Origin of the sequence: Alcaligenes sp. Me129, from assembly GCF_050487245.1 — a bacterium.
Taxonomy (GTDB): domain Bacteria; phylum Pseudomonadota; class Gammaproteobacteria; order Burkholderiales; family Burkholderiaceae_B; genus Alcaligenes; species Alcaligenes phenolicus.
This window is the reverse complement of the sequence record NZ_JBKQGX010000003.1, coordinates 312,774-337,447: the sequence shown is the minus strand read 5'-3', so window position 1 is coordinate 337,447 and position 24,674 is coordinate 312,774. Positions and strand designations below refer to the sequence as shown.

The window sequence follows — 24,674 nt, the reverse complement described above, 5'->3', positions numbered from 1 at the left end:
GCAAGATTTTTTTGCGAATACGGTAAAAAAAATTAGGGACCTGCTCTCACAGGCCCCTTATCACCCGTCTGAACCGGGTGCAGTGTGGCAAGATCGCTGCACATGCGGGTTTGCGCAGAAATCAGGTCCACACAAGCGCTATTTGCCGCTGCGGTTCTGGCTCATTTGCCCCAGAATCTGCAGAGCTTCTTCGCCTTCCAGCAGTTCGGAAAACAGCTTGCGCTCGCGTTCCAGAACCTCCAGCAAAACTTCGCGCTGGGGTTCTCGTAGCAGACGCTTGCTGGTGCGTAAGGCAATGGGAGGCTGCTCGGACAACGCGTGAGCGCAGGCACGGGCGGCTTCCAGGCTATTGCCGTGGTCGGTCAGTTCAGTGAGCAGGCCGTCTTCCATGGCTTGCTCGGCACTGAAGGCTTGTGACAGCAGCAGCCATTCGTTGGCACGGCGTGGCCCCACGTACTGCGCCAGCAGGTGGCTGGAGGCGCCTTCCGGGCACAGGCCCAGTGCGGTGAAAGGCATGCGCAAACGCGCGTCACGGGCCGCGTACACAAAGTCCGCATGCAGCAGCAAGGTTACGCCAATACCCACCGCGTGACCTTCTACGGCCACGATCAGTGGGATGTCGGCCTGGACCAGACTGCGCAGGAATTTGATCGGTGGCGGCATGTCGCTATTGCGCACATTGGACAGCTCCGAGATGTCGTTGCCGGCACAGAAATGCTCGCCAGCGCCGGTCAGAATCAGGGCACGATATTTCTGGTTCTGATTGGCCTGGTCGATGATGTCGGCCAGCTCTTCGTACATGGGGCCAGTCAAGGCATTGCGTCGTTCCGGGCGGTCCAGAATGACTTCCAGCCAATGACCTGCGTCATGAGTCCGTATCATGGCGTGCTCCTGTTCAGGCGAAGGGGGAGGCCAGCAGTGCTGCCCTGGCTTCCTGGTATTCGCGATGCAAACGGGCCACGATGTCGGCAGTAGATTCCACCGAGTCAATGCCACCAATGCCTTGACCAGCGCCCCAGATGTCGCGCCAGGCTTTGCTCATGCCCGAACCGAAGGCGGTGTCGGCATTTTTTTCGCTGTCCAGCTTGTCCGGGTCCAGGCCTGCCGCGCGGATGCTGTCCTTCAGGTAGTTGCCGGGAATGCCGGTAAACAGCGGGGTGTAGACGATATCGGCGGCACGACCCTTGACGATCATGTTCTTGTAATCGTCCGAGGCATTGGCTTCGGTACTGGCAATGAAGCGCGTGCCGATGTAGGCCATGTCGGCCCCCATGGCTTGGGCCGCCAGAATGTCGCGACCCCGGCTCATGGCGCCGGACAGGGCAATCGGGCCATCAAAAATCTGACGGATTTCGTTAACCAGCACAAAGGGGCTCAAGGTACCGGCGTGGCCGCCAGCACCTGCAGCCACCACGATCAGGCCATCCACACCCGCTTCCAGCGCTTTTTCAGCATGACGCAAGGTGGTTACGTCGTGGAAGACTTTGCCACCCCAGGCGTGCACATGCGGCACGATGTCTTGCGGGGCGCGCAGGCTGGTAATCACCAGTGGCACCTTGTGGTCGGCGCACACACGCAAATCCTGCTCCAGGCGGTCGTTGGACTGGTGGATGATGTGGTTGATGGCGTAGGGGGCGATGCGGCGCTCGGGATGGCGCTCGCGTAGTTCGGCCAGGGTGTCGTCGATTTCGTCCAGCCAATCCTTGAGCTTTTCCTGGGGGCGGGCGTTCAAGGCGGGGACGGAACCGATGATGCCGCTGGCGCATTGTGCAATCACCAGGGCGGGGTTCGAAACAATGAACATGGGCGCTGCCATTACAGGCAGGGTCATAGATTGATAAAGCTGCTGCGTTAATGCCGATGGCATAAGGTCGGTCTCCTGTTATCGAAAGAAGTGCCCTGCCTCTTGAAGGGGCGGGGTCCTGCAAGGAAGATCTGCCGCTGATAATCTATCGTCACCTATTCTAGGACGGTTTATCGTCGCCCGGCTTGGTGCGCTGCACAAATTCCTCCGGCCTCGAAAATGACCATGGTTTGAGCACTTTTTTCTGTCCGTAGACCGGACTAAGAAGACGTAGTGCACAATAAGCGACTTGAAGGATTTTTGTTTGCTATGACCACGACTGAACGAAAAGCGCCCTTGGCAGGATTGCGTGTTCTGGACTTGACGCGCGTGCTGGCCGGGCCATGGTGTACTCAAAACCTGGCTGATCTTGGTGCAGAAGTCATCAAGGTCGAACGTCCCGGTGCCGGGGACGACACCCGAGGCTGGGGGCCGCCGTATCTGCAGGATGGTCACAGAGCGGACACGGAAGATGCGGCCTATTTTGGGGCTGCCAACCGTAATAAAGAGTCCATCATCCTGGATATAGGCACTGCACAAGGTGCTGAGGTGGTGCGTCAGCTGGTCAGTCGCTGCGATATTCTGGTGGAAAACTTCAAGGTCGGTGGCCTGAAAAAGTACGGACTGGACTATGAAAGCCTGCAAGCCATCAACCCGGCCCTGATTTATTGTTCGATTACCGGATTTGGGCAGACTGGCCCCTATGCAAGTCGTCCTGGATATGACTTCATGATCCAGGGGCTGGGTGGTTTGATGTCCCTGACAGGTGAGCCAGGTGGTGAACCGCAAAAAGCGGGTGTGGCTGTGGCCGATGTCATGACAGGCATGTACGCCACCGTGGCTGTGCTGGCGGCCGTGGTGGAGCGCCATCGCAGTGGCCTGGGTCAGCATCTGGATATTGCTCTGCTGGATTGTCAGGTGGCCATGATGGCTAACCAGAACATGAATTACTTGTGTACCGGACAGGCGCCACAGCGCCCCGGTAATGCACATCAGAATTTGGTGCCCTATCAGGTCTTTGAGGCCAGTGACGGGCATTTGATTGTGGCGGTGGGCAACGATGCTCAGTTTCGCAGTTTTGCGCGGGAGCTGGGTCACCCCGAGTGGGCGGATGATCCCCGTTTTGCGCGCAATGCCGGACGAGTCATGCATAGGGATGAGTTGGTGCCCATGCTGGCGCAGATCATGCGAAGCCGCAGGCGCGATAGCTGGTTGCAGACGCTGGAAGCCGTGGGTATTCCAGCCGGGCCCATCAATACGATGGAACAGGTTTATCAGGACCCGCAGGTGCTGGCGCGCGGCTTGCGCCTGGACTTGCCGACCGGGCAGGGGGGGAGCATGCCTTCGGTAGCCAGTCCTTTACGTTTGTCGGCCACGCCGGTGCAGTATCGCCGTGCGCCCCCGCGTCTGGGAGAACACACCCGCGAGGTCCTGGCACGAGTGCTGGAGCTGTCGCCCGACAAGGTCGAGGCCCTGATGTCCGGCTCCGCTGCACAGGCTTAATTTTTATTGCTTTTCGATCAGGTTGTGAATCATGAAACAGATACAAACCATCGCTATTGTTGGCGCAGGTGCTATGGGAAGGGGCATTGCCCAGATTGCTGCCCAGGCTGGCAAGCAGGTCTTGCTGTATGACCTGAATGCGGACTCGGTCAAGGCTGCTTTGGCGGATGTACACGCCGTCTGGAGTCGTTTGCAAGAAAAAGGCCGCATGACGGCTGAACAGGTGGACGCGGCCAAAGCGTGTCTGCAAACCGCCAGCGATCTGCAAGCTCTTGCCCCTGCCGATCTGGTCGTGGAAGCCATTGTGGAGCGCCTGGACGTTAAACAAGGCTTGCTGCAACAGCTGGAAGAGATTGTGTCGGCCGATTGCGTGCTGGCCTCCAATACCTCTTCGCTGTCCATTACTGCCATTGCCCAAGCCTGCCGTCACCCCGAGCGTGTGGCTGGCTATCACTTCTTCAACCCCGTACCGCTGATGAAAGTGGTCGAGGTTATCGACGGCCTGCGCACCTCGCCGGAAGTGGGCGATGCCTTGATGCAAGTGTCGCGCGACATGGGCCACACGCCTGTGCGCGCCAAGGATATGCCCGGCTTTATCGTGAACCACGCCGGTCGTGGCATGAACATCGAGGGCCTGAAAATCGCCCAGGAATGCGTGGCGCCTTTCTACCAGATCGACGCCATCATGCGCGAGCAGGCCGGTTTCCGCATGGGGCCCTTTGAACTGCTGGATCTGACCGCGCTGGATGTGTCCCATCCGGTCATGGAATCCATTTACCGTCAGTTCTACGACGAGCCGCGCTTCCGTCCTTCGCCCATTACCGCCGTGCGTCACGCCGGTAAATTGTTTGGTCGCAAGAACGGCGAAGGCTTCTACAAGTATGAAGATGGCAAGAAACAGGTTCCTCAAGAGCCTGCTGTTCCCGCTGTCACGACCTTTGCTCCTGTGTGGGTCTCGCCTTACCATGAGCAAGGTCAGGCGCGCGCGCTGCAATTGCTGAGCGAACTGGGCGTGAAAGTGGTGGAAGGCGACCAGCCACCGGCTGATGCGCTGATTCTGTTGACGCCGTACGGTGAAGACGTGGCGACTTTGGTGTCCTTGCATGGCCTGGACCCAGCTCGCACCGTCGCGCTGGATACCTTGTTCGGCTTGGAGAAAGGCCGCCGCCGCGTGCTGATGTGCTCGGCTGCGACCACACCAGAATGGCGCGATCAAGCCTGGGCCATGCTGGCCAGCGATGGTACGGCGGTTAGCGTGATCGAAGACTCTGCCGGTTTTGTGGCCCAGCGTTTGGTGGCTACCATCGTGAACATCGCCAGCGATATCGCTCAGCAGCAGATAGCGACCCCATCAGATATCGACGCCGCTGTGCGTCTGGGCCTGGGTTATCCGCACAATGGCCCGCTGTCCATGGGTGATGCCGTCGGCTCGCGTGATTTGCTGGATGTATTGAACACCTTGCAAGCTGTCACGGGCGATATGCGCTACCGCGCCAGCCCCTGGCTGCAACGCCGTGTCCAACTGGGTATGTCCTTGACGGCATTGGCTCAGTGCAAGGCGCAGTAAGGCCTGAGATTGCTCTCTTGGACGCTTTATAGCGTGTTCTAGAGGTAGATCAGCCTACAAGCTTATGAGTCGGCCTGAGTCCGGGATGACACCGGACTCAGGCTTTTTTATTGGCAGCCTGAACCAGGTGCTCAATAAACAGATGCTTAGGCCGGGCTCAGGGCTCCAGGAGAGCAGACTATTACTTCTGTGTTTTGGTCGCGGGTATTTTCACCGAAGCCAGATCGGGATACAGCTCGATCAGTTCGGGCAGCAGCGCATCCTCGCTGAGCGGGATGATGAAAATCGTCTTGCCATCTACGCTGGCCAATGTGGGATAGCTAAGCTCAAAGGTCTTGCCGTCTTTCTTGAAAGTACGGTTGTAGATCAGCACGGCGTAGTCGCGTCCTGTGCTGGTTTTGCCGAACTGTGCAGTATCCACGTCGTAGTGGCCAGACAGAATCTGTACGGGCTGATGCTCATCCATAGAGCGGCCTACCCGGATAAGTTCGGCAACGGTCTCTGCATGGTCCTTGCCCATTGCCTTTGAAATTTTCTGAATCTTGCGCGGCGACTGAAATTGCAGAATTGTTTCCAGGTCTCTGGCCATGGTGGCTTGCAGCAGCGTGTGCATAGCCTGCTCCAGGCTATCTCGATTCAGGATGCTGGTAGCCTGCGCTATGCTCGGTGTGGCTGCCGTTGTCGACTCATTGGCGAAGGCCTGGGCCGAAGGAAAAATTAAAGCGGCAAGGGCTGACAAGACGCCCGTCACGGCCAGACGGGCAGCGGAAGTAATACGTGTCATGGTAAGTATCCGCAGCTGTTTGATAGCTGCAGGGTGCAGTGATCCGAGGGCTAGATTGTAGGGGGCAGCTTCTGCATCAGTCACCTGCAAACCGTTTCAGGCAATAAAAAAGCCCGATGAATATTCATCGGGCTTTTTGTATTCGCAGGCTCTGTACGGTGCCAGAACCTTGTCGCAGTCTTACTTGGCGGCGTTAACCATGTGCTGGATGGCAGCACGGATTTCGTCGTCGGAGGCTTGCGAGCCACCGCGTGGAGGCATGGCGCCTACACCGTGAATGGCTTTTTGAACCATAGTGTCCATACCGGATTCGATATATGGCTTCCAGGCCGCTTGATCGCCAAACTTGGGCGCGCCAGCAACACCGGCTGCGTGACAGGCAAAGCAGATGGTGTCGTACAGCTTGATACCGGCCGGGTCGACCTTGTTGTCATCCGCAGCAGCGGTTTGGCTTGCTTTGGGAGCTTCTGCAGCAGGAGTTTCTTCAGCAGGCTTGGTATCGGCAGCCGCAGTGGCTTCAGGCTTGGCGTCAGCTTCTTCACCTTCTGGTGCGGGAGCGTCGGGTTCCTTGAAGTCAGCGCCAGCAGCGTTAGCCATGTAAGCAACAGCACGAGCCACTTCGATGTCGTCCAGCGAAGGGTTACCACCCTTGGCAGGCATGGCGCGGATACCGTGAATAGCGTTCTTGACCAACTCGTCCTGACCCAGCTTGATCAGCTCGCCCCAAGCGCCCTTGTCACCAAATTTAGGCGCACCGGCTACACCGGCGCCGTGACAGGCGGTACAGGTGGTTTCGTAAACTTGCTGACCAGTCTTCAGCTCTTTGACGGCATTGGCGTCAACCAGTTTGAAACCGGCAACAGGCTGAATGCGGGCTGCAATGGCTTCAGGGGAAAGGGCGGCGGAGCCAGCACCTGCACCCATGGTGGAGGTAACCAGGCTGACCAGCATGACAATAATCGCGATGGGCACCAAGAAAGCCAGAGCCACGGTCACAAGCAATTGTTTAGGGGTTTTGATCATGGCTGAGTGACCCTCGTTGTGTTCTTCGGGTTTTTGTTCCGTGTTGCTCATTATCGGATCCTGCGAGTTCGTACAAGAAATGACGGGAGGGCCTTAAAAGGCCACCAATAAAGGCTTGCGCCTACCTAATGGGTGTGCGCAAGGACGTGTCTACCAAGCCACCGACCCAGATCGCGCAACCATGGATTATAGCGGAGTGTGTCGCTCTTGTATCTGACTCTTGATTTAGCGCACTCATAATTGCCGGATAGATGCTGAAAAAAACTCCAAACTCGCGCTACAATAGCGAGCTTGGCGTCCGTAGTTCAATGGATAGAATTAGGGTTTCCGAAGCCCTCGATACAGGTTCGATTCCTGTCGGACGCGCCAGAACTTCTTGTTTATACGGCTCTTTAGGGCTGCTTTTCAAGACCTGGTTTAAATTTCCAGTTATAAAGTGTCGCGATGCAAGCAGCCAAAGGCTGCTTTTTTTGTGTCTGTTGTTTGTCAAAACACGGTCTCATGCGCGGTTCAGGTGAAGTGGGCTAATTATTGATCCTGATCATTTGGCCTGGGACGAAATTGCGTATTCGCCTGCGGTGACAGGCTAGCTTGCGCTTGGGAGTTTGGCCGGGATAACGATCAGGCGTATAGGCAGTGGCGATGTCTGGACAGGCAGTGCCTGGAGTCTTGAACTTGTGGCCGTCGCTACAACCAGATGTGCTGCCATCGAAGTCTATGCAAGACAAAAGGGGCCGAAGCCCCTTTTGCTTTTTCCTGAGCAGCTTTCTGGTTTTTAAACAGCTTCGGCACAAATCACATAGTCGTGGCCATGACGCAGACCACCCAAGGTCTGGTTCAAGGCCAGAGCTTGCTTGCGCAAGGCTTGGACATGCTCGGACAAGGCCATGGCCAGGTTGCGGTCCTTCAGACGGCGCAAGCGCCCGTCACACATATCCAGTTGACCGTGGATAAAGCTGTCGCCGTAACGAATGCCAAAGCGTTGCGCATCCACACAGCGATAGCCGGATTGCCGTAGATGGCGCAAAACCCAGTCCATCGGGTACTCGCGATACGGGCGCTCGCCTGCCAGTAGGAGGCAGGCATCACGCAAACGGCCTATTTCCACAATCAATTTGCCCGCCGGGTCCGTGCTGCTATAGGGCACGTAGGGCTCCAGACCAATAATGTAGAGACGCTGGCCGGTCAGTGGCCGCAGGCGGCTGAACAGCTGGTCCTGGGTGTAAGGGGCAAAGCCGTCTATGGCACCGAGCAGATAGTCCGCCAAAACCGTATCAAAGCGTTCACCCTGCAAAAACTCCGGATCGCTCCAGTTGCCCACCAGCAGACGGTCCTCGGGACGTTTCTGATCGCCCAGCTCACGGGTAACCTGTTCGGCCATACCGGGGGAGGCGGTAATGGCCGTCCAGCGTTCTGTGTCCAGCGTCAGCAACCAGCGCAGGGAGCCCTTGCCGGTGCCGGCATCCAGAAAGTTGCCCCAGGGACGGTCGCCCTGCATGTCGGCCACGATCTGGTAGAGACGGCTACCCGTGTGTATGGCGGTCTTGCTCAAAATTCCACCTGTATCCCGGCCAGGATGTTGCGCCCCATCAGCGGGGCCTGACGGGCAATAAAGGAGGTATGGCGGTAAGCCAACTTGTTCAGCAAGTTATTTCCTCTCAGGTACAGGGTGTAGGTGTTCTGATCCATATGCAGGCGGTAGCTTAAACCCATGCTGAGCAAACCGTAAGACGGCGAACGCTCTTCATGTTCAGCCAGTCGGTCCTGGGCAAAGGTGTGGGTGTAGCCGACAAAGCCGGACCAGTTCTGCCAGTTCAGATCCGTGCGAATACCCAGGCGGGCGGCGGGCATGCGGGGCAGGTTGCGGCCAGGATCTTGCAGTTTACCGCGCACCAGATCGCCATACACGCTGACCGAGGCCCAGGAAGTGACGGGGTAAGAGGCTTCTGCTTCCAGGCCCCAGAACTGGGCCTTGTCCTGGCTGTATTGAATCAGCTGAAAGTCTTCGTGACGGTCCAGGCTGCGGCCATAAATGTAGTTCGAGCTACGGGTGTAGAAGGTACGTAGATCAAAGCGCAGATCGCCCAGGTGTTTTTGTAGCCCCAGGTCGACAGTATGGCTGGTCTCACGATCCAGGTTTGGGTCGCCACGCTCATAGCTCAGCGTGGCAAAGTGCACGCCTTTGGCAAACAGTTCCTGAGCCGTGGGCAGACGTTGAGAGCGGGACACGGACAGGCTGGCGGCGTATTCAGGCGCAAAGTCCCAGACGGTGCCCAAGGAGAAGGAGGTGGCCGTGCCTTTGCGGCGCTCCAGAGTTTGCGAGTCGGGTGTGACGGTTTGCCATTCCTGACGAGCGCCCAGTTCCAGACGCCAGTCGTCCCAGTTCACGCTTTCCAGAAGGAACAGGCCCTGGCTGCGAGTACGGGTGGGCGGAATGAAGTTTTCAGTACCGTCGCGGGACGCAAAATCAGACTGGCTGGTTTGCAGGCCGATGACCCCCTCAAACGGCCCCCAAGGGTTGTGTTCCAGCTCCAGGCGCGTGTCGTAACCGCGATTGGTGAAGCGGGTGCCATCAATATCGCCATCTTTTTCAACGTGCTGGTAGTTGGTCGCACCAGCGCGCAGGCGAGCCCGTTTGAAGCCGGGCAGAGGGTCTCGCAGTTCGCCACGGATATCGAAACGCTGAGTACGCAGGTGAGCGGTGGCCGAGTGTTCGTGCTCATGACCGTGGTCGTGGCTGTGCCCATGATCGTGGTCATGGCCGTGATCGTGACTGTGGCCGCCGCAATGCAGAGTGGCACCGTGCGGGTGGCAGTCCTCGTATTCGTGGCTGTGACCGGGCAGACCGTAGCTGCCTTCACGGTAGGAGTAGGCCGCGCCTATATAGCCACGGTCCCCAATAAAGGAGAGGCCAACGCTGCCTGTGTCCGTGCTGGAGTCGGAGTCCTTGACGCGTCCATCGGTCCAGTTGGGGACGCGATAGTCGCGGCTACGGTGCGAGGCACCTTCTACGTGCAAGGCGATATTGCCTTCGCCGGCTGTCATCTCGACTGCGCCGATTCTGCCACGGTCAGCCGTGGAGCCCTGGGCACGTACCGAGCCTTCAAAACCTTTTTCGGGGATGGCTGTGGGGATTTTGCGATCCAGCACGTTGACCACGCCACCAATAGCACCGCCTCCGTAAAGCAGGGCCGATGGGCCGCGCAGCACCTCGATGCGGTCCGCTTGCCAGGTATCGACCGTGATGGTGTGGTCGGGCGAGATGGCCGACGCGTCCATGACCTCTGCGCCATCGCTCAGAACTTTGACGCGGGGTGCAGTTTGGCCGCGAATGACGGGGCGGCTGGCACCGCTACCAAAGCTGTCTACATGGATGCCGACTTCACCGTCCAGCAATTCACCCAAGGTGCTGCTGCGGCGCAAATCCAGTTTGGGGCCTTGCAGGACCGTGCTGGCGGTGGCCAGCTCGGTTTGTCGCAAGGCCAGGGGGCTGGCAGAGATTCGGATAGGGGCCAGTTCAGGGACAGCTTCTTCAATTTCATTGGCTTGGGCAGAGGCGCACAAAAGCAGAGCCAGGGCTAGTGGCAGGGGGCGGGGTTGGAAACGCATCTCATCTTCCGGTTTGTTAATTTTCGAGATGTTATAACATAACAATAAGTGTTTGAAATAGAGGAAAAGCCATTTTGAGAACAGGGAGAAAGAGAAACTTCTTGCTGTATGAGCCTGCAGGTAACGGTCAAAAAAAAGCCGCCCTGGGGCGGCGGCTTGTTGTCGTTGTGTGTCGCTTAGCTGTTTTCCAGTTCAGGCGGAATCAGATTGCGTTCGTAGCGATGGACGTAGTCCTCAAAGGACTCCTGATCCTGTGCTTCGATATCAATCTGGGCTTGCAAAGAGTCTTTGGCCTGTTGCTCGAAAGTGGCTTGCTTGTCGGCAGGCAAGGGATGGGCCAGCAAGGTCTGGTGATGCTCGCGGCTGCGTTGCAAGGCGTAGTCGTGAAAGCTCAAACCGGTTTCGCGCAAACGGTTCAGCAGTTGAGCCGACGGTGTCAGCTCCGGGTTTTCCAGTTTGCGGATTTGGGCTTGCACGGCTTCGGTGTGACCTTGGGTATCCAGGGCCTGATCCAGCATTTGCGCATACGGCAGCAGCGATTCCAGAATTTCGTGCCCCCAGTCTTGCAGGCTGACGCTCTCTTTTTGCTGATTGGTCAGCATCAGGCCGGGGCGGCGGCCTTCACGCACAACAGTCGCAAAGTTGTTCTTGCTGTCCTGGCAGTAGCCGCCGTCCGGGAAGAAGGGGCTGTCTTGCACGGCACAGAACAGCAGGAACGTATCCAGGAAGCGGCAGGTTTGCTCGGAAATTCCAGTAGGCGATTCAGGGTCTATATCCAGACAACGAACTTCGATGTATTCCACACCGCGCTGGGCCAGGGCTGTAGCCGGGCGCTCGCTGCGCTGGGTGGTGCGCTTGGGACGAATGCTGGAGTAGTACTCGTTTTCAATCTGCAGGATATGGGTGTTGAGTTGAATCCACTCGCCATCGCGGTGGGTACCCAGTTTTTCGTAATCCGGCCAAGGAGTTACGGCAGCGTGATACATGCGCATCACAAAGGTGTCCAGGTCGTTATAGCAAAGCTGGAGCTCGGCCTGGGCTTCCTTGTTGTGATAGCCCAGATCGCTCATGCGCAAGCTGGTTGCCCAGGGCATGGTCAAGGTGTCCTCGTCGATCTTGTCCAGATTGTTGCGGCGACCTTGCAGGAAGTTCGCATCCAGCACGGGCGAGGCACCAAACAAGTACATCAGTAGCCAGGAATAGCGCGTGAAGTTGCGGATCAACGCCAAATATCCATTGGAGCGCTGATCTTGCAGATTGTCGCCACAGACATTCAACAAGGGCCAGATGCCATCAGGTAGGGAAAAGTTGTAATGCACGCCGGCTATGCATTGCATGGGCTTGCCATAACGTTCGGCCAGGCCACGGCGGTATACATGCTTGAGCATGCCCGTGTTGGACTTGCCGTACCAGGCAATGGCAATGTCTTTTTCGGCGGGCAGCAATGCGGGCATGGACTGGTTCCAGATAATCTCCTGGTCCAGCTTGCCGGCCACAAAGGTGTGGATGTCGGTCAGCTCCTGCAGCACGTCCTCGACCCGGGCTTGCGGCTCGGTAATCAGCTCCAGCAGGGCCTCGGCGTAGTCGGTCGTGATATGGCCGTTGGTCAGGGCCGACCCAATGGCTTGCGGGTGGGGGGTGTTTGCCAATTGGCCCAGCGCATCGACGCGCAGTCCTTCTTTTTCGATGCCGCGCAAGATTCCCGTCAAAATCTCGGGATTCTGTTGCAGGGCAAGGCGGCGTTCGTGGCTGGTGTTCATGGTGGTGTTTCCCACTTTCGAAATCGGGTGCAAGATACGAGACTGTTCAAGGGGGCCTGGCCCCGTCTATAAATAGTAGTCCGACCAGACTTGCTTTGTTAAGTTGCGCCAAAAGGCGTATCGGGCAGGGCGAGTATAAGACGGCTGTTTAGCCAGCCGATGAAAAGCATGAAACGGGATATGGGATTAGCACCATGATGATCAGGCGCATTACCGCGGTACTGGCGGCTTTCTTGATGTTGGCAGCCTGCAGCCCAGAGTTTAACTGGCGCAAGGTTCAGCTTGAACAAACGGGCCTGTCGGCCATGCTGCCCGGCAAGCCCACGACCAGTCACCGATTGTTGGATTTCGAGCAGCATCAACTGGATTTTTACCTGACCACCGCCACGGCGGGCGGGCAAAGCTATACCGTGGGCCATGTGATTTTGCCCAAGGAACTGCAGCAGGACGAGGCCGCTCGCCAACGCTTGTACGAGGCACTGCACGATTCCCTGCGCGAGAAATTCATACCCGATGGGCAAGTCAGCGAGAAAAACCAGATACAGTTGCCACCACCCGGACAGATTTTCTTCATGACGCGCGATGTGGGCGGTGTGGCCTTGCGCCTGGAAGCGATGATACGCATGGAGCCGGGCTGGCTGGTGCAGGGCTTTGTTATGACGGATTCCGGGAAGGCCCCGGACGCGGCTCAGGCAAAGGTTTTCTTTGACGGCTTAGCTCGCTAGCCGGGTCGCCGCTGATCAGGTGCTGCTGCAAGGCCAGGGTAATGGCAGCTTGGCGGCTATAGACTCCAAGCTTGGCGTAGGCGTTCTGGAAGTGGAAGTTGATCGTGCGTTCAGTAATGCCCAGGATGATGCTGATTTCCCAGCTGGTCTTGCCATGGGCAGCCCAGTTCAGGCAGGACTGCTCGCGTGAAGTTAAGTGCGTCACGGTAAAGCCATTCCTCATGCATTCGTGGTAGACGTCGGGCCAATGTACTCAAATTTAGCTTAGCTGGCAGACAAATGTGCATGAAAATAATGATGTAAATCAAAGCATTGGCTTTTCTATGACGTTACCGTTGCCCAGAGTTCTGAATCGATCCTGGCTGGTCGATTTGGACGCCGCGCCGCAGCGATGCTAGAATTTTGCCTTATACGTTTTGCGCCGATTTGCCTGATCCGCTTGCGGGCGCTCCATAAATCCAGCTAAAGAGGTCCTGATGGCCACTGATTCCGTCCCTAGCGCCGACACTGGCGCCCTTAGCCCATCCTGCGGTTTGATCCCCGAAGGTTCTGTGGGCCCTGTACATGCCGAACTAATCGCCTTTGACGAACCCCTGCATCTGCGCAGCGGGCAAGTGCTGCCCAGCTACGAGCTGGCGGTCGAAACCTACGGCACCCTGAACGAAGAGCGCAACAATGCGGTATTGGTGTGTCATGCACTCAATGCCTCGCATCACGTTGCCGGTTATTACGACGACGATCCTAAAAGCACTGGCTGGTGGGACAATATGGTCGGCCCCGGCAAAGCCGTTGATACGGATCGTTTTTTTGTCATCGGTGTCAACAATATCGGCTCCTGCTTTGGCTCTACCGGCCCATCCAGCATCAATCCGGCCACTGGCAAACCTTGGGGCTCCGAGTTTCCCGTTTTGACGGTAGAAGACTGGGTGCGTGCCCAAGCCCGTCTGGCCGACTACTTTGGCATTCGCAAGTTTGCGGCCGTTATGGGTGGCTCCCTGGGTGGCATGCAGGCCCTGAGCTGGGCCATCAGCTGCCCGGAGCGCGTGGAAAACTGCGTGGTCATTGCCAGTACCCCGCGCCTGTCGGCCCAGAACATCGCTTTTAACGAAGTGGCCCGCAGCGCCATTTTGTCCGACCCACAGTTTCACGGTGGTAATTACTACGAACATGGGGTGGTGCCCAAGGCTGGCCTGGGTGTTGCTCGCATGGTAGGCCACATCACTTACCTGTCCGACACCGTCATGGCCGAGAAGTTTGGCCGCAACCAGCGTGCCCCAGCCCAGGGCGGTGAGTACCACTACAACTACGGCGTGGAATTCGAGGTCGAGTCCTATCTGCGTTATCAGGGCGAGAAGTTCTCGCGTTACTTTGACGCCAATACCTATCTGATCATCACCCGTGCGCTGGATTACTTTGATCCTTCGCGCCAGCACCAGGGGGACCTGGTCAAGGCGCTTGAAAAGGTGCAGGCCAAATTCCTGCTGGTGTCTTTCACCACGGATTGGCGTTTCTCGCCCGAGCGCTCGCGCGAAATCGTGCAGGCTTTGTTGCGCAACCAGCGCGAGGTCACTTACGCCGAAATTGATGCTCCGCACGGGCACGACGCTTTCTTGTTGGAAGACCCCCGTTACCATGCCGTTGTGCAGGGATACTATGACCAGATCGCCGCTAATTTGGGCTTGCCTGCGCGCACCCGTACTACAGGGGTGTTGGCAGAATGACTAAGCCGCAAACTCAGGTGGATGCCGCCATGTTAAGACCGGACTTGCTGCGTATTGCGCAGTGGATTGAGCCAGGTTCGCGTGTGCTGGATCTGGGCTGTAACGATGGCACCTTGTTGGCGCATTTGCGTGACACGCGCCAGGTTGTCGGAACGGGGGTGGAGCTGAACGATCAGTTTGTGATTGCTTCGGTACGCCGCGGCGTCAATGTCATTCAGCAGGACCTGGAAAAAGGCCTGGCGCTGTTCAGCGACCAGCAGTTCGATACCGTTGTCCTGTCCAAGACACTGCAATCCATGCACCATACCGAGCACATCCTGCGCGAGATGGCGCGGGTGGCACGGTATGGTATCGTCTCGTTTCCTAACTTCGGTTATTGGCCGCATGGCTGGAGTATTTTGCGCGGGCGCATGCCAGTCACGGGCGAAATGCCTTACCAGTGGTACAACACGCCCAACATCCATTTGTGCACCATGAAAGACTTTCAGGATCTGGCCCAGGCGGTGGGCGTACGTATTCTTGATCGTGCTGCCTTCAATGGTCGCGACACGGTGCGTTTTTTGCCGGGCTGGCGCAGTACCTTGGCCATGTATCGTTTCGAGTCTCCCCATTTTCTTGCTGCTTAGCGCTAATAAGGCCTGACGTGTCACGTGTCTATACCAGTCCCCGAGTCTTGCCTTTGCTGATTCTGGGGTTCGCCAGCGGCCTGCCTCTGGCCCTGGTTTCAGGCACCTTGCAGGCCTGGGCAACAGTTGAAAATGTTTCACTGACCGAGATTGGTTTTCTGACCCTGGTCGGCTCGGCCTACACGCTGAAGTTTCTCTGGGCTCCCCTGATTGATCGCTACGCGCCGCCGTTCATGGGGCGCAGGCGCGGCTGGATCCTGGTCACTCAACTGCTGCTGGCCGCCTCCATTGCGGCCATAGGCCTGTTTTCTCCCTCGGTGAATTTGACCGCACTGGCCTTGCTGGCCGTGTGGGTGGCCTTCTTGTCGGCCACGCAGGACATAGCCTTCGATGCTTATTGCACGGACGTGCTGCAAGCACATGAGCGAGCGGCGGGGGCGGCGGTCAAAGTCATGGGCTATCGCATTGCCATGATTGTGTCCGGCGGCCTGGCCCTGATTCTGGCGGACCGCTGGCTGGGCTGGTCCAACACGTATTTTCTGATGGGTGCCTTCATGGCGCTGTGCGCGCTGGTGACCCTGATTTCACCCGACCCACAGGAACAAAGCCGTCCACCGCGCAGTTTGTCAGAAGCCGTGATCGCGCCTTTGGCCGATTTTTTCTCGCGTCCAGGTGCCTGGAGTGTTCTGGCGCTGATTGTGCTCTACAAGCTGGGTGATGCTTTTGCAGGTGCCTTGTCCACCACTTTTCTGATTCGTGCAGCCGGCTTTACCTTGTCCGAGGTCGGCACTATCAATAAGGTGTTTGGTCTGGCTGCTACGGTCGTCGGAGCCTTGATGGGTGGGGCGATCATGGCCCGCCTGGGGCTATACCGGGCCTTGATGATTTTTGGTATCTTGCAGGCCGTCTCCAACCTGGGCTATTGGCTGATCGCGATTGAAACCGCGCCATCCATGTGGCTGATGGGGATTGTGGTCGGACTGGAAAACCTGTGTGGTGGCCTGGGCACAGCGGCTTTTGTCGCTTTGCTGATGGCTTTGTGTAATCGGACCTATTCCGCCACTCAATTTGCGCTGCTGTCGGCCCTGTCGGCAGTGGGGCGTACCTATCTGGCCGGGCCTCTGACGCCTGTGCTGGTCGAATCCCTGGGTTGGCCAGGCTTTTTTATTTGTACCGTTTTTATTGCTGTGCCTGGCTTGCTGATGCTGCGTTGTTACCGGGGTCTTATTCAACAGCTTGATGCGTAAAAAATATCATGCTCTTACTTGTTCTCTACATTATCGCCATCACTGCAGAGGCCATGACCGCAGCGCTGGCCGCGGGCCGTCGTGACATGGATTGGGTGGGGGTCTGTACCATCGCCTGTGTCACCGCTCTGGGCGGTGGCTCGGTGCGGGATGTGCTTTTAGGGCATTACCCGCTGACCTGGGTGCAGCATCCTGAATACCTCTGGATCACGGCAGGCGCGGCCATCCTCACAGCTTTGATCGCTCCGATCATGCGGCGCTTGCATAGCCTGTTCCTGCTGCTCGATGCCATGGGACTGGTGGTCTTTACCGTGATTGGCTGTCAGATCGCACTGGAAATGAAGTTGCCCATTACGGTGGTGCTGCTAAGCGGCATGATTACCGGTTGTGCCGGTGGCGTCTTGCGCGACATCTTGTGTAATGACATCCCCTTGCTGCTACGCAAGGAGATGTATGCCAGCGTATCCATGCTGACCGGCGCTTTGTATCTGGGTGCCCAGCATCTGGACTGGCACCCGTATGTGACCCTGCTGGGCCCCATGATCATCGGCTTGAGTTTTCGTATGCTGGCTCTGCACCGCAATTGGCAGATGCCCCGCTTCGTCTATCGAGACGAATGGCGCTAGAGCCAGCCTGTCTTGCCAGGTCAGGCCACGCCTAACCAGCGCAGGACTATAGGAACAAAAGGAACCAGCACGGCGGTCATGATCCCGTTCAGGCTCAGGCCAATGGCGGAAAATGCCCCAATCGTTTCGTGAACCTGCAAGGCACGTGCCGTACCAATGGCATGTGCCGTTACACCCACCGCAAAACCCCGAGCCTCGGGGCGATCAATGCGCAGCAAGTTCAACAGCGGGCGCGCCATGATCGTGCCCGCAATCCCGGTAATGGCAACCGCTACAGCAGCCAAGGAAGGCTGACCGTCAAATTGTTCTGCCAAGGCCATGGCAATCGGCATGGTGGCCGAGCGTGGGGCAACCGACATGATGGTTTCAATTGATCCGCCCAAAGCCCAGGCAATCAGGACCGTGCTGAAAATAGCGGTAACCGAGCCAATGATCAGGGCAATGGTCAGCGGCTTCCAGATCTTGCGCAGCTGACGCAGTTGACTGTAGAGCGGTACAGCCAGGGCGACGGTTGCCGGTCCAATCAGGAAGTGAATGAACTTGGCCCCTTCAAAGTAAACGGGGTAAGGCGTGCGGGTCAGCAAGAGCAGGGCCACAATCACAACGACCGAGACCAGAATCGGCAACAAAAAGGGGCTACTGCCCGACTGGCGGTACATCCAGACCGAGCCTGCGTAGACCGAGCAGGTCAAGGTCAGCCACAGCAGGGGCGAGCTGGATAAAAAGACCCAGATTTGAAAAAGTCCGTCCGTCATTATTCTTCTTCCTGACGATTCTTAAGCAGACGATTGAGCACCAGGGCTGTGACCACCATGGTGATGACGGTGCCACCCAGGGTGGCGATCAAAAAGGGCTGCCATTCCTCGGCCACCCGATCAAAATACAACATCACGCCAGTGACAGCGGGGATGAACAGCAGCATCAGGTTCTGCAGCATGACACTGGCCGTGCTCTCCAAAGAGCTGGGCACGCCGCCTCGAATCAGCAAGGCGGCAGTCAGAAGCAGCATGCCGGCCAAAGGGCCTGGCAATGGCAAGGACAAGGTCTGCACCAGGATCTCGCCTAATAGCTGAAAGGCGAAAAGGGCAGTAATCGCGTAGATCATGAGAGTTTCCGTAAAGGCACGAAAACGCCAGGCGGCAAGCCTGGCGTGGGTAAAGGGTCTGGCTAAGGGTGTTAGTGTGCCATACAAGATAGCCAGGCTGTAAGCGGGCTGCTTATATCGAATTACCTATAGTAAGTGGCCTGCATCAATGCTTGGCGGGGCTGTTTTGCGCACCCATCCAGGCCTGAACCTCGATTTCCACATCCACACCACCCGCCAGTTTGGCTTGTACCAGAGAGCGGGCCGGGAAGTTGCTGCCCAGGCGTTCTTTATAGATTTTGTTGAATTGCTCGTACAAGGCAATATCGGATAAATAGACCGTGGCTTTGACGACATGGCTGAAGTCGGCACCTGCCAGCTTCAGGGTCTCTTCAATCCGGTCCAGCGTGGCATTGGTTTGATCTTCAATGCTGCCGCGTATGATTTCGCCTTTTTCATTCAGCGGGATTTGTCCCGACAGGAATAGAAAGTCCCCGGCCTGCACGGCGCGGGAAAAAGGCATGTCCGAGTCGCCCAGATAGCGTTTGATCGCAGTCGGTTCTGCGGTTTTGCCCGTGTTGGCGGCATAGGCGAGGTTGCTGGCGCCAAGACCTAAGGCAGAACAAGCCAGCAAAATGTGACGGGCCGAAGCAAAAAAACGCATCAGGATTCTCCTTGGACTAGGGGAATTCAGTGTGCCATAGCCAGGGCCAGGCAGCGTTAATTTGTGTGACGGCCCGTCGGCCTTAAGGCTGCTTAGGCGCGATCGCCCAGCCAGGCCTGCACTTCGATTTCTACGTCTACGTTTTTGGCCAGCTTGGCTTCAACCAGTGAGCGGGTAGGCAGGGTGTCGCCAAAGCGCTCGGCGTAGACTTTGTTGAAGTCGGCAAACAAGGCCATGTCGGACAACCAGACAGTGGCTTTGACTACATCGGCCAGAGTGGCGTCAGCCAGAGCCAGGCCTTCGATCAGGCGATCAAATACAGCGTGGGTCTGGTCCTGGATGGAACCGCGTACCACTTCACCTTGGGCGTCGTAAGGAATCTGGCCGGACAAGAACAGAAAGCCGCCAGCCATGGTGGCACGCGAGAAGGGCAGTGGCAGTGGGCTGGCAATACGGCGGATACCGGACATGGAATACTCCTGATAGGGATGGTGGAAAATTCGGACTAGGCAGCAATGCGCGTTTATTCGCGTCTCTTGCCTACAATAAGGCGTCACTATACAACTTCAAATGAGGAGTGAGACGACGTGAGCAAGGAAATTTTGCAACGCCTGGACCAACTAAGCCAGGCCGCGCTGGCCAGCGGTGATTTGTTGCCCGTGCAAGCTCAGGAAGAGCTGATGCACGATCAGGGGCTGACATTTTTTGTGCGTTGGGTATCCACTCTGGCGGCCAAGGATGCCGCCAGCGTCTCGATTCCAGGTGGGCCACGTGACCCCAACTTCAATCCCTTTTTGCCACCTGCCCCGGCACTGACAGTGGATGACGCCAGTAGTACGCACAATATCGTGCTGAACAAGTTTGCCGTCTGTGATCTGCATCTGGTGCTGGCCGACAAGGTGTTTTCCGAACAGCTCAGCCCGCTGCGCGAGATTGATTTCCGAATTCTGGCGGATTTCCTGGCCGTGCAAGGCGGTCTGGGCTTTTATAACGGCGGTGGCCCGGCTGGGGCCAGTCAGCGTCATAAACATACACAATGGATTCCACAGGCGGCTAGCAACGGCTCGCTGGCCCTGTATCTGGACAAGCTCCCCACCCAGGCTGCGGCAGGCAGTGCGCATCAACATCCCGCGCTGGCTTTTGAACACTGTTTTGTGCGTTTGCAGGATGCGCAGGAGCCGGAAGCCTTGGCAGCCAGTCTTTTGAGTTCGTACCGAACTGCCTGCAATGAGTTGGGATTGGAACCGGCAGAAGATGGCTTGCTGCCGCCACATAATATGTTGGCAGGCCAGGGGTGGATGCTGGTGGTGCCCCGCAGCGTGGAGTTAGTTGACGGTATTTCGGTCAATGCACTGTCGTATGCAGGCTGCATTTATGTGCGCACCCCCGAGCAAATAGATCTGGTCCGCCAAATTGGCCCACTGGGTGTGTTGGCTCGTGCAGGCTATGCCCGCCGTGCCTGACCCTTGAGTCTGCTGGACATGATGAACCCCGCTACGGCGGGGTTTTTATTTGTGTGTTTGCGTATTGTTTGGATGCTTCATTTACTAATCTGAAACAAAAGACAAATATTTGAATGTAATGAGTCCTCCTTTTCGCATTTTTGCGATTTGAGGCGGCGTTTAATGGGTTTAAAAAGAAATGAACTGAAATAATGTAACTTTTGTTGTGGGACTAAATAGAAATATAGCGTGTTTGAGACGCAGAGTGTTAATGTATGCGCGGTTTTAATTATTAGAATTACATCAGCTTGAGTGAAAGTAAATTTTTGTGTCTCAAGAGGTGAATTGCTTAAGTATGTTTCGTCTGAAGCTCATGTTTTTCTTATTGCTCCAGAATTTGCTGGTTTTATTACGTATTGGTTTTGCCTTGGGCGCGCAGCAGGGGCTGGCACGGTGTTGGTCTTTGTAGCTGGGTTTTGTGCTGAGTGAATACTATCTGCCCTGCTTGTGGGGCGATACATTTATGCGCACGGTGGTGTGCCTGTTAGCTGTTTCGTTCGTTGATAGTGAAATGGTACTGAAATTTAAAACAAAATTAAAATAGGGAATTTATTTTATATTTTTTGTTTTGGAAGGGCGTAATGGGTCTCGATGGGAATAGAAAACATCAAATTATAGAATAATGGAGAGAATTTAATTGAGGTTTCCATGAATGGGGATTTAGGTTTGTCGTCAAGGTCTGTTGAGGAGGGGAAGTGGTCTTTGTGGTTGTCAAATCAATGATTTCACGGCTAAGGGCAGTTTGAGCCTATCAGCGCCAGTGTTTAGCGAACTTTCAAATTAATTTATTGGCCACGCATAGACTGGCTGACGTTGGCTTTGCTAATGTGGGAGCCTCGCGGATTTTAGGCATGGAAGATCGGATAGCCCAGGTTGCCCGAATTGATGAGTCCCTGAAACAGGGAATGCTTTACCTATCCATGCCTGATGCTGCTCAGCGTCTGTTAAGGCAGGTCCAAGGTTAGAAGAAATACAGGTGCCTTAGAGGGCCTGCAAGGATGAGGACTATGACGGTTGAACAGACTTTCCTGTTGCATGACGACAATGCCAGTTTGCGGCAGATCGTTTTGGAGTCGGAGCAGTGGGGGGTGAGAGTTCAGACAGTTGAAACCATGGAGAAATGCTTGTCGCTGGCGCACATCGCCGCAGGCGAAATGGTATTGGCCTTGCTGTGTCATGCTGACAACGTTTTCCTGCACATTAATCGCTTGCGTATGGATTTTCCGGCTGCGGGGGTGATTGTTGTGCGGCGCGACAAAATGGCTGGTCTGGAACGGGGTCATCTGCTGCTGGTGGGAGCTGATGCCTGCTTCGATCAAGATGCCTTGCCGGTAGAGGTGGTGGCCTGCGTACAAGCCTTGCGTCGTCGTGGTTTTGCCTTGCAACAGAGTCTGCGCGGTGCGCAAGACGGTTTGCCTCCAGCCATCACCTTCATGCGAAAACAGGATGTGAAACCGCAGTCCCAGTTATGGGATTTGACCGAAAACGGCTGGACCATGATGACGCCTAAAGGCCATTCTGTCATGTTGACCCGCGGTGAGCGTCGGATTGTTCAGGTTCTGTTTTCCGTCTGTCCAGAAACCGTAGAACGCGATCGCCTTTTTCCGCTGGAAGAGGGGCGGGAGGCAACTGCCCGTTCTGTGGACGTTTTGATCAGTCGCTTGAAACGTAAATTAACCGCGATGGGAGAGGAGCTGCCCATTCGTTCGGTGCGCGGGGAAGGCTACGCTTTTGTGGGCAAAGTACCCGCTGCATGTCAGGAGCTGACACGCGTGAGCCTTAGCAATGATGAGGTCTACGAATGATTAGTAAAGGGCTGGAACGCCCTTTCTCGATGCTGAAACAGCATGATATAGACCCTTAAATTTTAAATATGTATAATTGATCGCTCTGGTTCATTGAATCAGCTTCTCGAACAGGCCGTTCAGGTGCGACAAAATTGCATAACAAAATGGCGGCTCGTTCTTCAACAGGTTGTTGCACAACAACCCGGCTTTAGCCCGAAACACCTTGCCCGGCCCTTGGGTCGCGGAACAACCAGCCGACTGTCTCACACGACATCGGCCTGCAACAGAGCGGCTTGTCTCTGGCCATGTTTATTTGCTGTAAGGCCCGCAGACTCGCCGCAATGTGAGGCACTTTGCGCTGTGTCTTGCTTTTTTCTCGCTTTGGCTTGTGCCAAGGGCGGGGGCGTTTGTGCGCGCGTTCGGTTCAAGTGTTTCGGTTCTGGTCCTGGGATGGGTGTCGCCCAGCGCGTTAATGCGGAATCGGCATGCATGCGAGTGAGCCAGGTGGTGCAAGTGGCTCTCGCGCAGAAGAGAAAAGGAAAGACATGCAAGAGGCGGAGTTTTTTACGCTTTCAACCACGACGGCCATATTGTTATTGGTCGGCTTTTATGGCGCGACGTTCCTGATGTCGCTCATGATTGGTCAAAAGAAAGAAAACGTGGACGGATACATGGTATCCAACAGTGCGGTGGGGTTTGGCCTGTCGGCGGCCAGCATGATTGCCACCTGGGTATGGGCGGCGTCGTTTTATGCCAGCGCGACCTCGGGCTTCAAGTACGGGCTATCCGGCCCTCTGCATTACGGGCTATGGGGAGCCTTGATGATCTTGTTCATCTACCCCTTCGGGCGACGTTTTCGCCAGTTGGCCCCGCAGGCGCACACCCTGGCCGAGGTGCTGCATGCACGGCACGGCTCGTCCAGCCAGATGATTATGGCGATTTCCAACGTGGTAGGCAGTGGTATCAGCCTGATGGTGAACTTCACCGCGGCAGGTGCGTTGGTCTCGATCCTTAGCCCTCTGACATTTATTCAAGGTGTGCTGATTGCGGGTCTGGGCGTCTTGTCCTATACCCTGTGGTCGGGGTTCCGCGCCTCGGTGATGACGGACTTTGCCCAGCTGGTTGCCATGATTTTGTCGGCCGTGGTCATTATCCCGCTGATCTTCTTTAACGCCGGTGGCCCGGAGATGGTGCAGGCCAACTGGTGGCGTCTGGATTCCGAGCAAGCCAACTTCTATTCCACCAAGGCAATTCTGGAGCAGGGGGCGCCGTATTTTGTGGCGGTGCTGGCTTATGCGATTGGTAACCAAACCATTGCCCAGCGCCTGTTCGCCGTACGCGAGGACCTGATCAAACCCACTTTCCTGACGGCCACCATTGGCTATGGTGCCGTGGTGATTGGTCTGGGCATGTTGGGTTTGCTGGCTCTGTTCACCGGCTTGCAGCCTGTGGATGGAAACATGAACAACATCATCCCGCAGATGGCGTCCACCTACTTGCCGCCATTTGGCATTGCCTTGTTCTTCATCCTGGTGGTGGGCTCCTTGTCCTCCACGGCGGACTCGGACCTGGCTGCATTGTCGGCTATCGTGATGACCGACATCTACGCCAAAAACATTGCTCGTGGTCGTCCAAAACCAGCCCGCATGTTGTGGTGGGGCCGTATCACCATGGTGGTTGCCACGATGGTGGGGGTGATCTTCGCCAGCCTGAAGCTGGATATTCTGGTCATGCTGGTGTTTGTGGGTGCCTTGTGGGGCGCGATTGTGTTCCCGGTCATTGTCAGCTTTTACTGGGATCGTGTTACCAACAAAGCCTTTAGCTGGTCGGTGTTGTGTGCCGTCGTGCTGTTTACGATCGTGCGTTTTGAGTTGATTCCTATCGAAGGTGCGGTGGCCGTGTTCTATGAGATTACCGCTTCGATTGGTGGCGGTGTGGTTGCCGGTTTGATGGCTTTTGCCTTCTTCCGCAGCCGTATTGCGATTGCGGTGGGGGTGATTGCCACTGCGATTCTTTTGCCCAACTTCATTGGCTTTTTGCGTGAGTACCTTGTTTTGATGGGTTCCCTGACCGCCTATGGCGTTAGCGCTGTGGTGTGTGTGGCCATCAGCTTGCGTAGTCAGGAACGTTTTGATTTCTCTGTGCTTGCCGAGCGTGTGCAGTCGTTTCACTACGATGACACACCTGCACCGAGCAAGCAGAAAGTTCGGGAGTCGAAACAAGGTGAGCCAGCCTCGGCTCGTGCTTGAGGGTATGAGACAAGACGTTAAAAGGAGAACACTATGCTTATGACGATTTACTTTCTGGTCTGGCCAGTCATGTCAGCCATCATTCTGGTTCTGCTGGTCGGTAACCTGGTCCGTGACTGGCGCAACGCCCGCAAGACGGGTGAGTCCATGGTCTAAGGAGTAAAAATCCCCGCCCTGTGTTCAGGGCGGGGATTTTTTTATGGTGTGCAGAGCCCAAGCCAAGACCAAAGCGCCGCACAGGTGCCAGACGGTGCTCAGGCCAAGATGGTGAGTACAGGCATGAAGTCAAACCTGTGTGCTGTTTAGCGTCTGATGGTTCTGCTGCGCAGACCTTATCACTCGTAGCCTTGGGCT

The 24,674-nt window shown here is 56.4% G+C and carries 23 protein-coding genes, 1 tRNA gene and 1 riboswitch; of the genes, 12 read left to right on the top strand and 12 right to left on the bottom strand.

What is annotated here, in order from left to right; translation table 11 throughout:
* Positions 1-138: 138 nt before the first annotated feature.
* Positions 139-882 (bottom strand): enoyl-CoA hydratase/isomerase family protein, encoded by a 744-nt coding sequence (locus ACLPGZ_RS05515; protein WP_021447056.1) that lies wholly within the window; start codon positions 880-882, stop codon positions 139-141.
* 13 nt (positions 883-895) lie between these two features.
* A complete protein-coding gene (locus ACLPGZ_RS05510; protein ID WP_115635288.1) occupies positions 896-1,867 on the bottom strand; it encodes an NAD(P)H-dependent flavin oxidoreductase in 972 nt (323 codons plus the stop codon).
* Positions 1,868-2,113: 246 nt separating this feature from the next.
* Here ACLPGZ_RS05510 and ACLPGZ_RS05505 point away from each other — a divergent pair, with 246 nt between their 5' ends.
* Entirely contained in the window at positions 2,114-3,346 is a 1,233-nt protein-coding gene (locus ACLPGZ_RS05505) for a CaiB/BaiF CoA transferase family protein (RefSeq protein WP_427975413.1), read from the top strand.
* A 31-nt stretch (positions 3,347-3,377) separates the two neighbouring features.
* A complete protein-coding gene (locus ACLPGZ_RS05500) occupies positions 3,378-4,913 on the top strand; it encodes a 3-hydroxyacyl-CoA dehydrogenase (RefSeq protein WP_226349507.1) in 1,536 nt (511 codons plus the stop codon).
* A 181-nt stretch (positions 4,914-5,094) separates the two neighbouring features.
* Here the strand turns inward: ACLPGZ_RS05500 and ACLPGZ_RS05495 are convergent, their stop codons facing one another.
* Both ACLPGZ_RS05495 and ACLPGZ_RS05490 read right to left on the bottom strand, forming a co-directional pair.
* On the bottom strand, positions 5,095-5,697 hold the full coding sequence (locus ACLPGZ_RS05495; RefSeq protein WP_427975411.1) for a hypothetical protein: 603 nt from the start codon (positions 5,695-5,697) through the stop codon (positions 5,095-5,097).
* A 180-nt stretch (positions 5,698-5,877) separates the two neighbouring features.
* On the bottom strand, positions 5,878-6,771 hold the full coding sequence (locus tag ACLPGZ_RS05490; RefSeq protein WP_429641036.1) for a c-type cytochrome: 894 nt from the start codon (positions 6,769-6,771) through the stop codon (positions 5,878-5,880).
* A 243-nt stretch (positions 6,772-7,014) separates the two neighbouring features.
* On the opposite strand from ACLPGZ_RS05490, the gene ACLPGZ_RS05485 reads away from it, so the two are divergent.
* Positions 7,015-7,089, top strand: a tRNA-Arg gene (locus ACLPGZ_RS05485).
* Positions 7,090-7,495: 406 nt separating this feature from the next.
* Here the strand turns inward: ACLPGZ_RS05485 and ACLPGZ_RS05480 are convergent.
* The 3 genes from ACLPGZ_RS05480 to gshA form a co-directional block, all read right to left on the bottom strand.
* On the bottom strand, positions 7,496-8,272 hold the full coding sequence (locus tag ACLPGZ_RS05480) for a class I SAM-dependent methyltransferase (protein WP_429641035.1): 777 nt from the start codon (positions 8,270-8,272) through the stop codon (positions 7,496-7,498).
* Positions 8,269-10,329, bottom strand: a complete 2,061-nt coding sequence (locus ACLPGZ_RS05475) for a TonB-dependent receptor domain-containing protein (protein ID WP_266108240.1) — start codon at positions 10,327-10,329, stop codon at positions 8,269-8,271. Before ACLPGZ_RS05475 ends, ACLPGZ_RS05480 begins: the two co-directional genes overlap by 4 nt.
* Before the next feature lie 176 nt (positions 10,330-10,505).
* Positions 10,506-12,089 (bottom strand): glutamate--cysteine ligase, encoded by a 1,584-nt coding sequence (gene gshA / locus ACLPGZ_RS05470; protein WP_239055041.1) that lies wholly within the window; start codon positions 12,087-12,089, stop codon positions 10,506-10,508.
* A gap of 194 nt (positions 12,090-12,283) precedes the next feature.
* Here gshA and ACLPGZ_RS05465 point away from each other — a divergent pair, with 194 nt between their 5' ends.
* Positions 12,284-12,814 (top strand): hypothetical protein, encoded by a 531-nt coding sequence (locus tag ACLPGZ_RS05465; RefSeq protein ID WP_026484092.1) that lies wholly within the window; start codon positions 12,284-12,286, stop codon positions 12,812-12,814.
* On the opposite strand, the gene ACLPGZ_RS05460 is transcribed toward ACLPGZ_RS05465, so the two are convergent.
* Entirely contained in the window at positions 12,744-13,019 is a 276-nt protein-coding gene (locus tag ACLPGZ_RS05460; RefSeq protein WP_009462666.1) for a response regulator transcription factor, read from the bottom strand. The two genes, ACLPGZ_RS05465 and ACLPGZ_RS05460, sit on opposite strands and share 71 nt — an antisense overlap.
* A 203-nt stretch (positions 13,020-13,222) precedes the next feature.
* A riboswitch (SAM riboswitch) is annotated at positions 13,223-13,301 on the top strand.
* Here ACLPGZ_RS05460 and metX point away from each other — a divergent pair.
* The 4 genes from metX (at position 13,291) to ACLPGZ_RS05440 (ending at position 17,034) form a co-directional block, all read left to right on the top strand.
* Positions 13,291-14,535, top strand: coding sequence for a homoserine O-succinyltransferase MetX (metX, locus tag ACLPGZ_RS05455; RefSeq protein WP_035269235.1), 1,245 nt, complete (start codon positions 13,291-13,293; stop codon positions 14,533-14,535). Its footprint overlaps the riboswitch before it by 11 nt.
* Positions 14,532-15,161 carry a methionine biosynthesis protein MetW gene (metW, locus tag ACLPGZ_RS05450; protein ID WP_009462662.1) on the top strand — a complete coding sequence of 210 codons (630 nt, stop codon included), beginning with the start codon at positions 14,532-14,534 and terminating at the stop codon, positions 15,159-15,161. Before metX ends, metW begins: the two co-directional genes overlap by 4 nt.
* A gap of 17 nt (positions 15,162-15,178) precedes the next feature.
* Positions 15,179-16,408: a muropeptide transporter gene (locus ACLPGZ_RS05445; protein ID WP_239055042.1), complete on the top strand. Its 1,230-nt coding sequence runs from the start codon at positions 15,179-15,181 to the stop codon at positions 16,406-16,408.
* A gap of 8 nt (positions 16,409-16,416) precedes the next feature.
* Positions 16,417-17,034: a trimeric intracellular cation channel family protein gene (locus tag ACLPGZ_RS05440; protein ID WP_009462658.1), complete on the top strand. Its 618-nt coding sequence runs from the start codon at positions 16,417-16,419 to the stop codon at positions 17,032-17,034.
* A gap of 20 nt (positions 17,035-17,054) precedes the next feature.
* Here ACLPGZ_RS05440 and ACLPGZ_RS05435 read toward each other — a convergent pair whose 3' ends face one another.
* The 4 genes from ACLPGZ_RS05435 to ACLPGZ_RS05420 form a co-directional block, all read right to left on the bottom strand.
* Positions 17,055-17,789 carry an LrgB family protein gene (locus tag ACLPGZ_RS05435; protein WP_021447054.1) on the bottom strand — a complete coding sequence of 245 codons (735 nt, stop codon included), beginning with the start codon at positions 17,787-17,789 and terminating at the stop codon, positions 17,055-17,057.
* The gene (locus ACLPGZ_RS05430) at positions 17,789-18,139 is read right to left on the bottom strand and encodes a CidA/LrgA family protein (RefSeq protein ID WP_009462654.1); all 351 of its coding nucleotides are present in this window, start codon (positions 18,137-18,139) and stop codon (positions 17,789-17,791) included. Before ACLPGZ_RS05430 ends, ACLPGZ_RS05435 begins: the two co-directional genes overlap by 1 nt.
* Positions 18,140-18,284: 145 nt before the next feature.
* Positions 18,285-18,782 (bottom strand): RidA family protein, encoded by a 498-nt coding sequence (locus tag ACLPGZ_RS05425; RefSeq protein WP_115635281.1) that lies wholly within the window; start codon positions 18,780-18,782, stop codon positions 18,285-18,287.
* A gap of 92 nt (positions 18,783-18,874) precedes the next feature.
* The gene (locus ACLPGZ_RS05420) at positions 18,875-19,252 is read right to left on the bottom strand and encodes a RidA family protein (RefSeq protein WP_009462650.1); all 378 of its coding nucleotides are present in this window, start codon (positions 19,250-19,252) and stop codon (positions 18,875-18,877) included.
* Between the two features lie 117 nt (positions 19,253-19,369).
* Here ACLPGZ_RS05420 and ACLPGZ_RS05415 point away from each other — a divergent pair, with 117 nt between their 5' ends.
* The 4 genes from ACLPGZ_RS05415 to ACLPGZ_RS05400 all read left to right on the top strand — a co-directional run bounded on the left by ACLPGZ_RS05415 (position 19,370) and on the right by ACLPGZ_RS05400 (position 24,476).
* Positions 19,370-20,245 carry an ATP adenylyltransferase family protein gene (locus ACLPGZ_RS05415; protein ID WP_137430796.1) on the top strand — a complete coding sequence of 292 codons (876 nt, stop codon included), beginning with the start codon at positions 19,370-19,372 and terminating at the stop codon, positions 20,243-20,245.
* 1,046 nt (positions 20,246-21,291) lie between these two features.
* Entirely contained in the window at positions 21,292-22,089 is a 798-nt protein-coding gene (locus ACLPGZ_RS05410; protein WP_137430795.1) for a winged helix-turn-helix domain-containing protein, read from the top strand.
* A 527-nt stretch (positions 22,090-22,616) separates the two neighbouring features.
* Positions 22,617-24,320 (top strand): sodium:solute symporter family protein, encoded by a 1,704-nt coding sequence (locus ACLPGZ_RS05405; RefSeq protein ID WP_035269247.1) that lies wholly within the window; start codon positions 22,617-22,619, stop codon positions 24,318-24,320.
* Between the two features lie 33 nt (positions 24,321-24,353).
* Complete coding sequence (locus ACLPGZ_RS05400) at positions 24,354-24,476, top strand: putative transporter small subunit (protein WP_009462638.1); 123 nt, start codon at positions 24,354-24,356, stop codon at positions 24,474-24,476.
* Positions 24,477-24,674 lie beyond the last annotated feature (198 nt).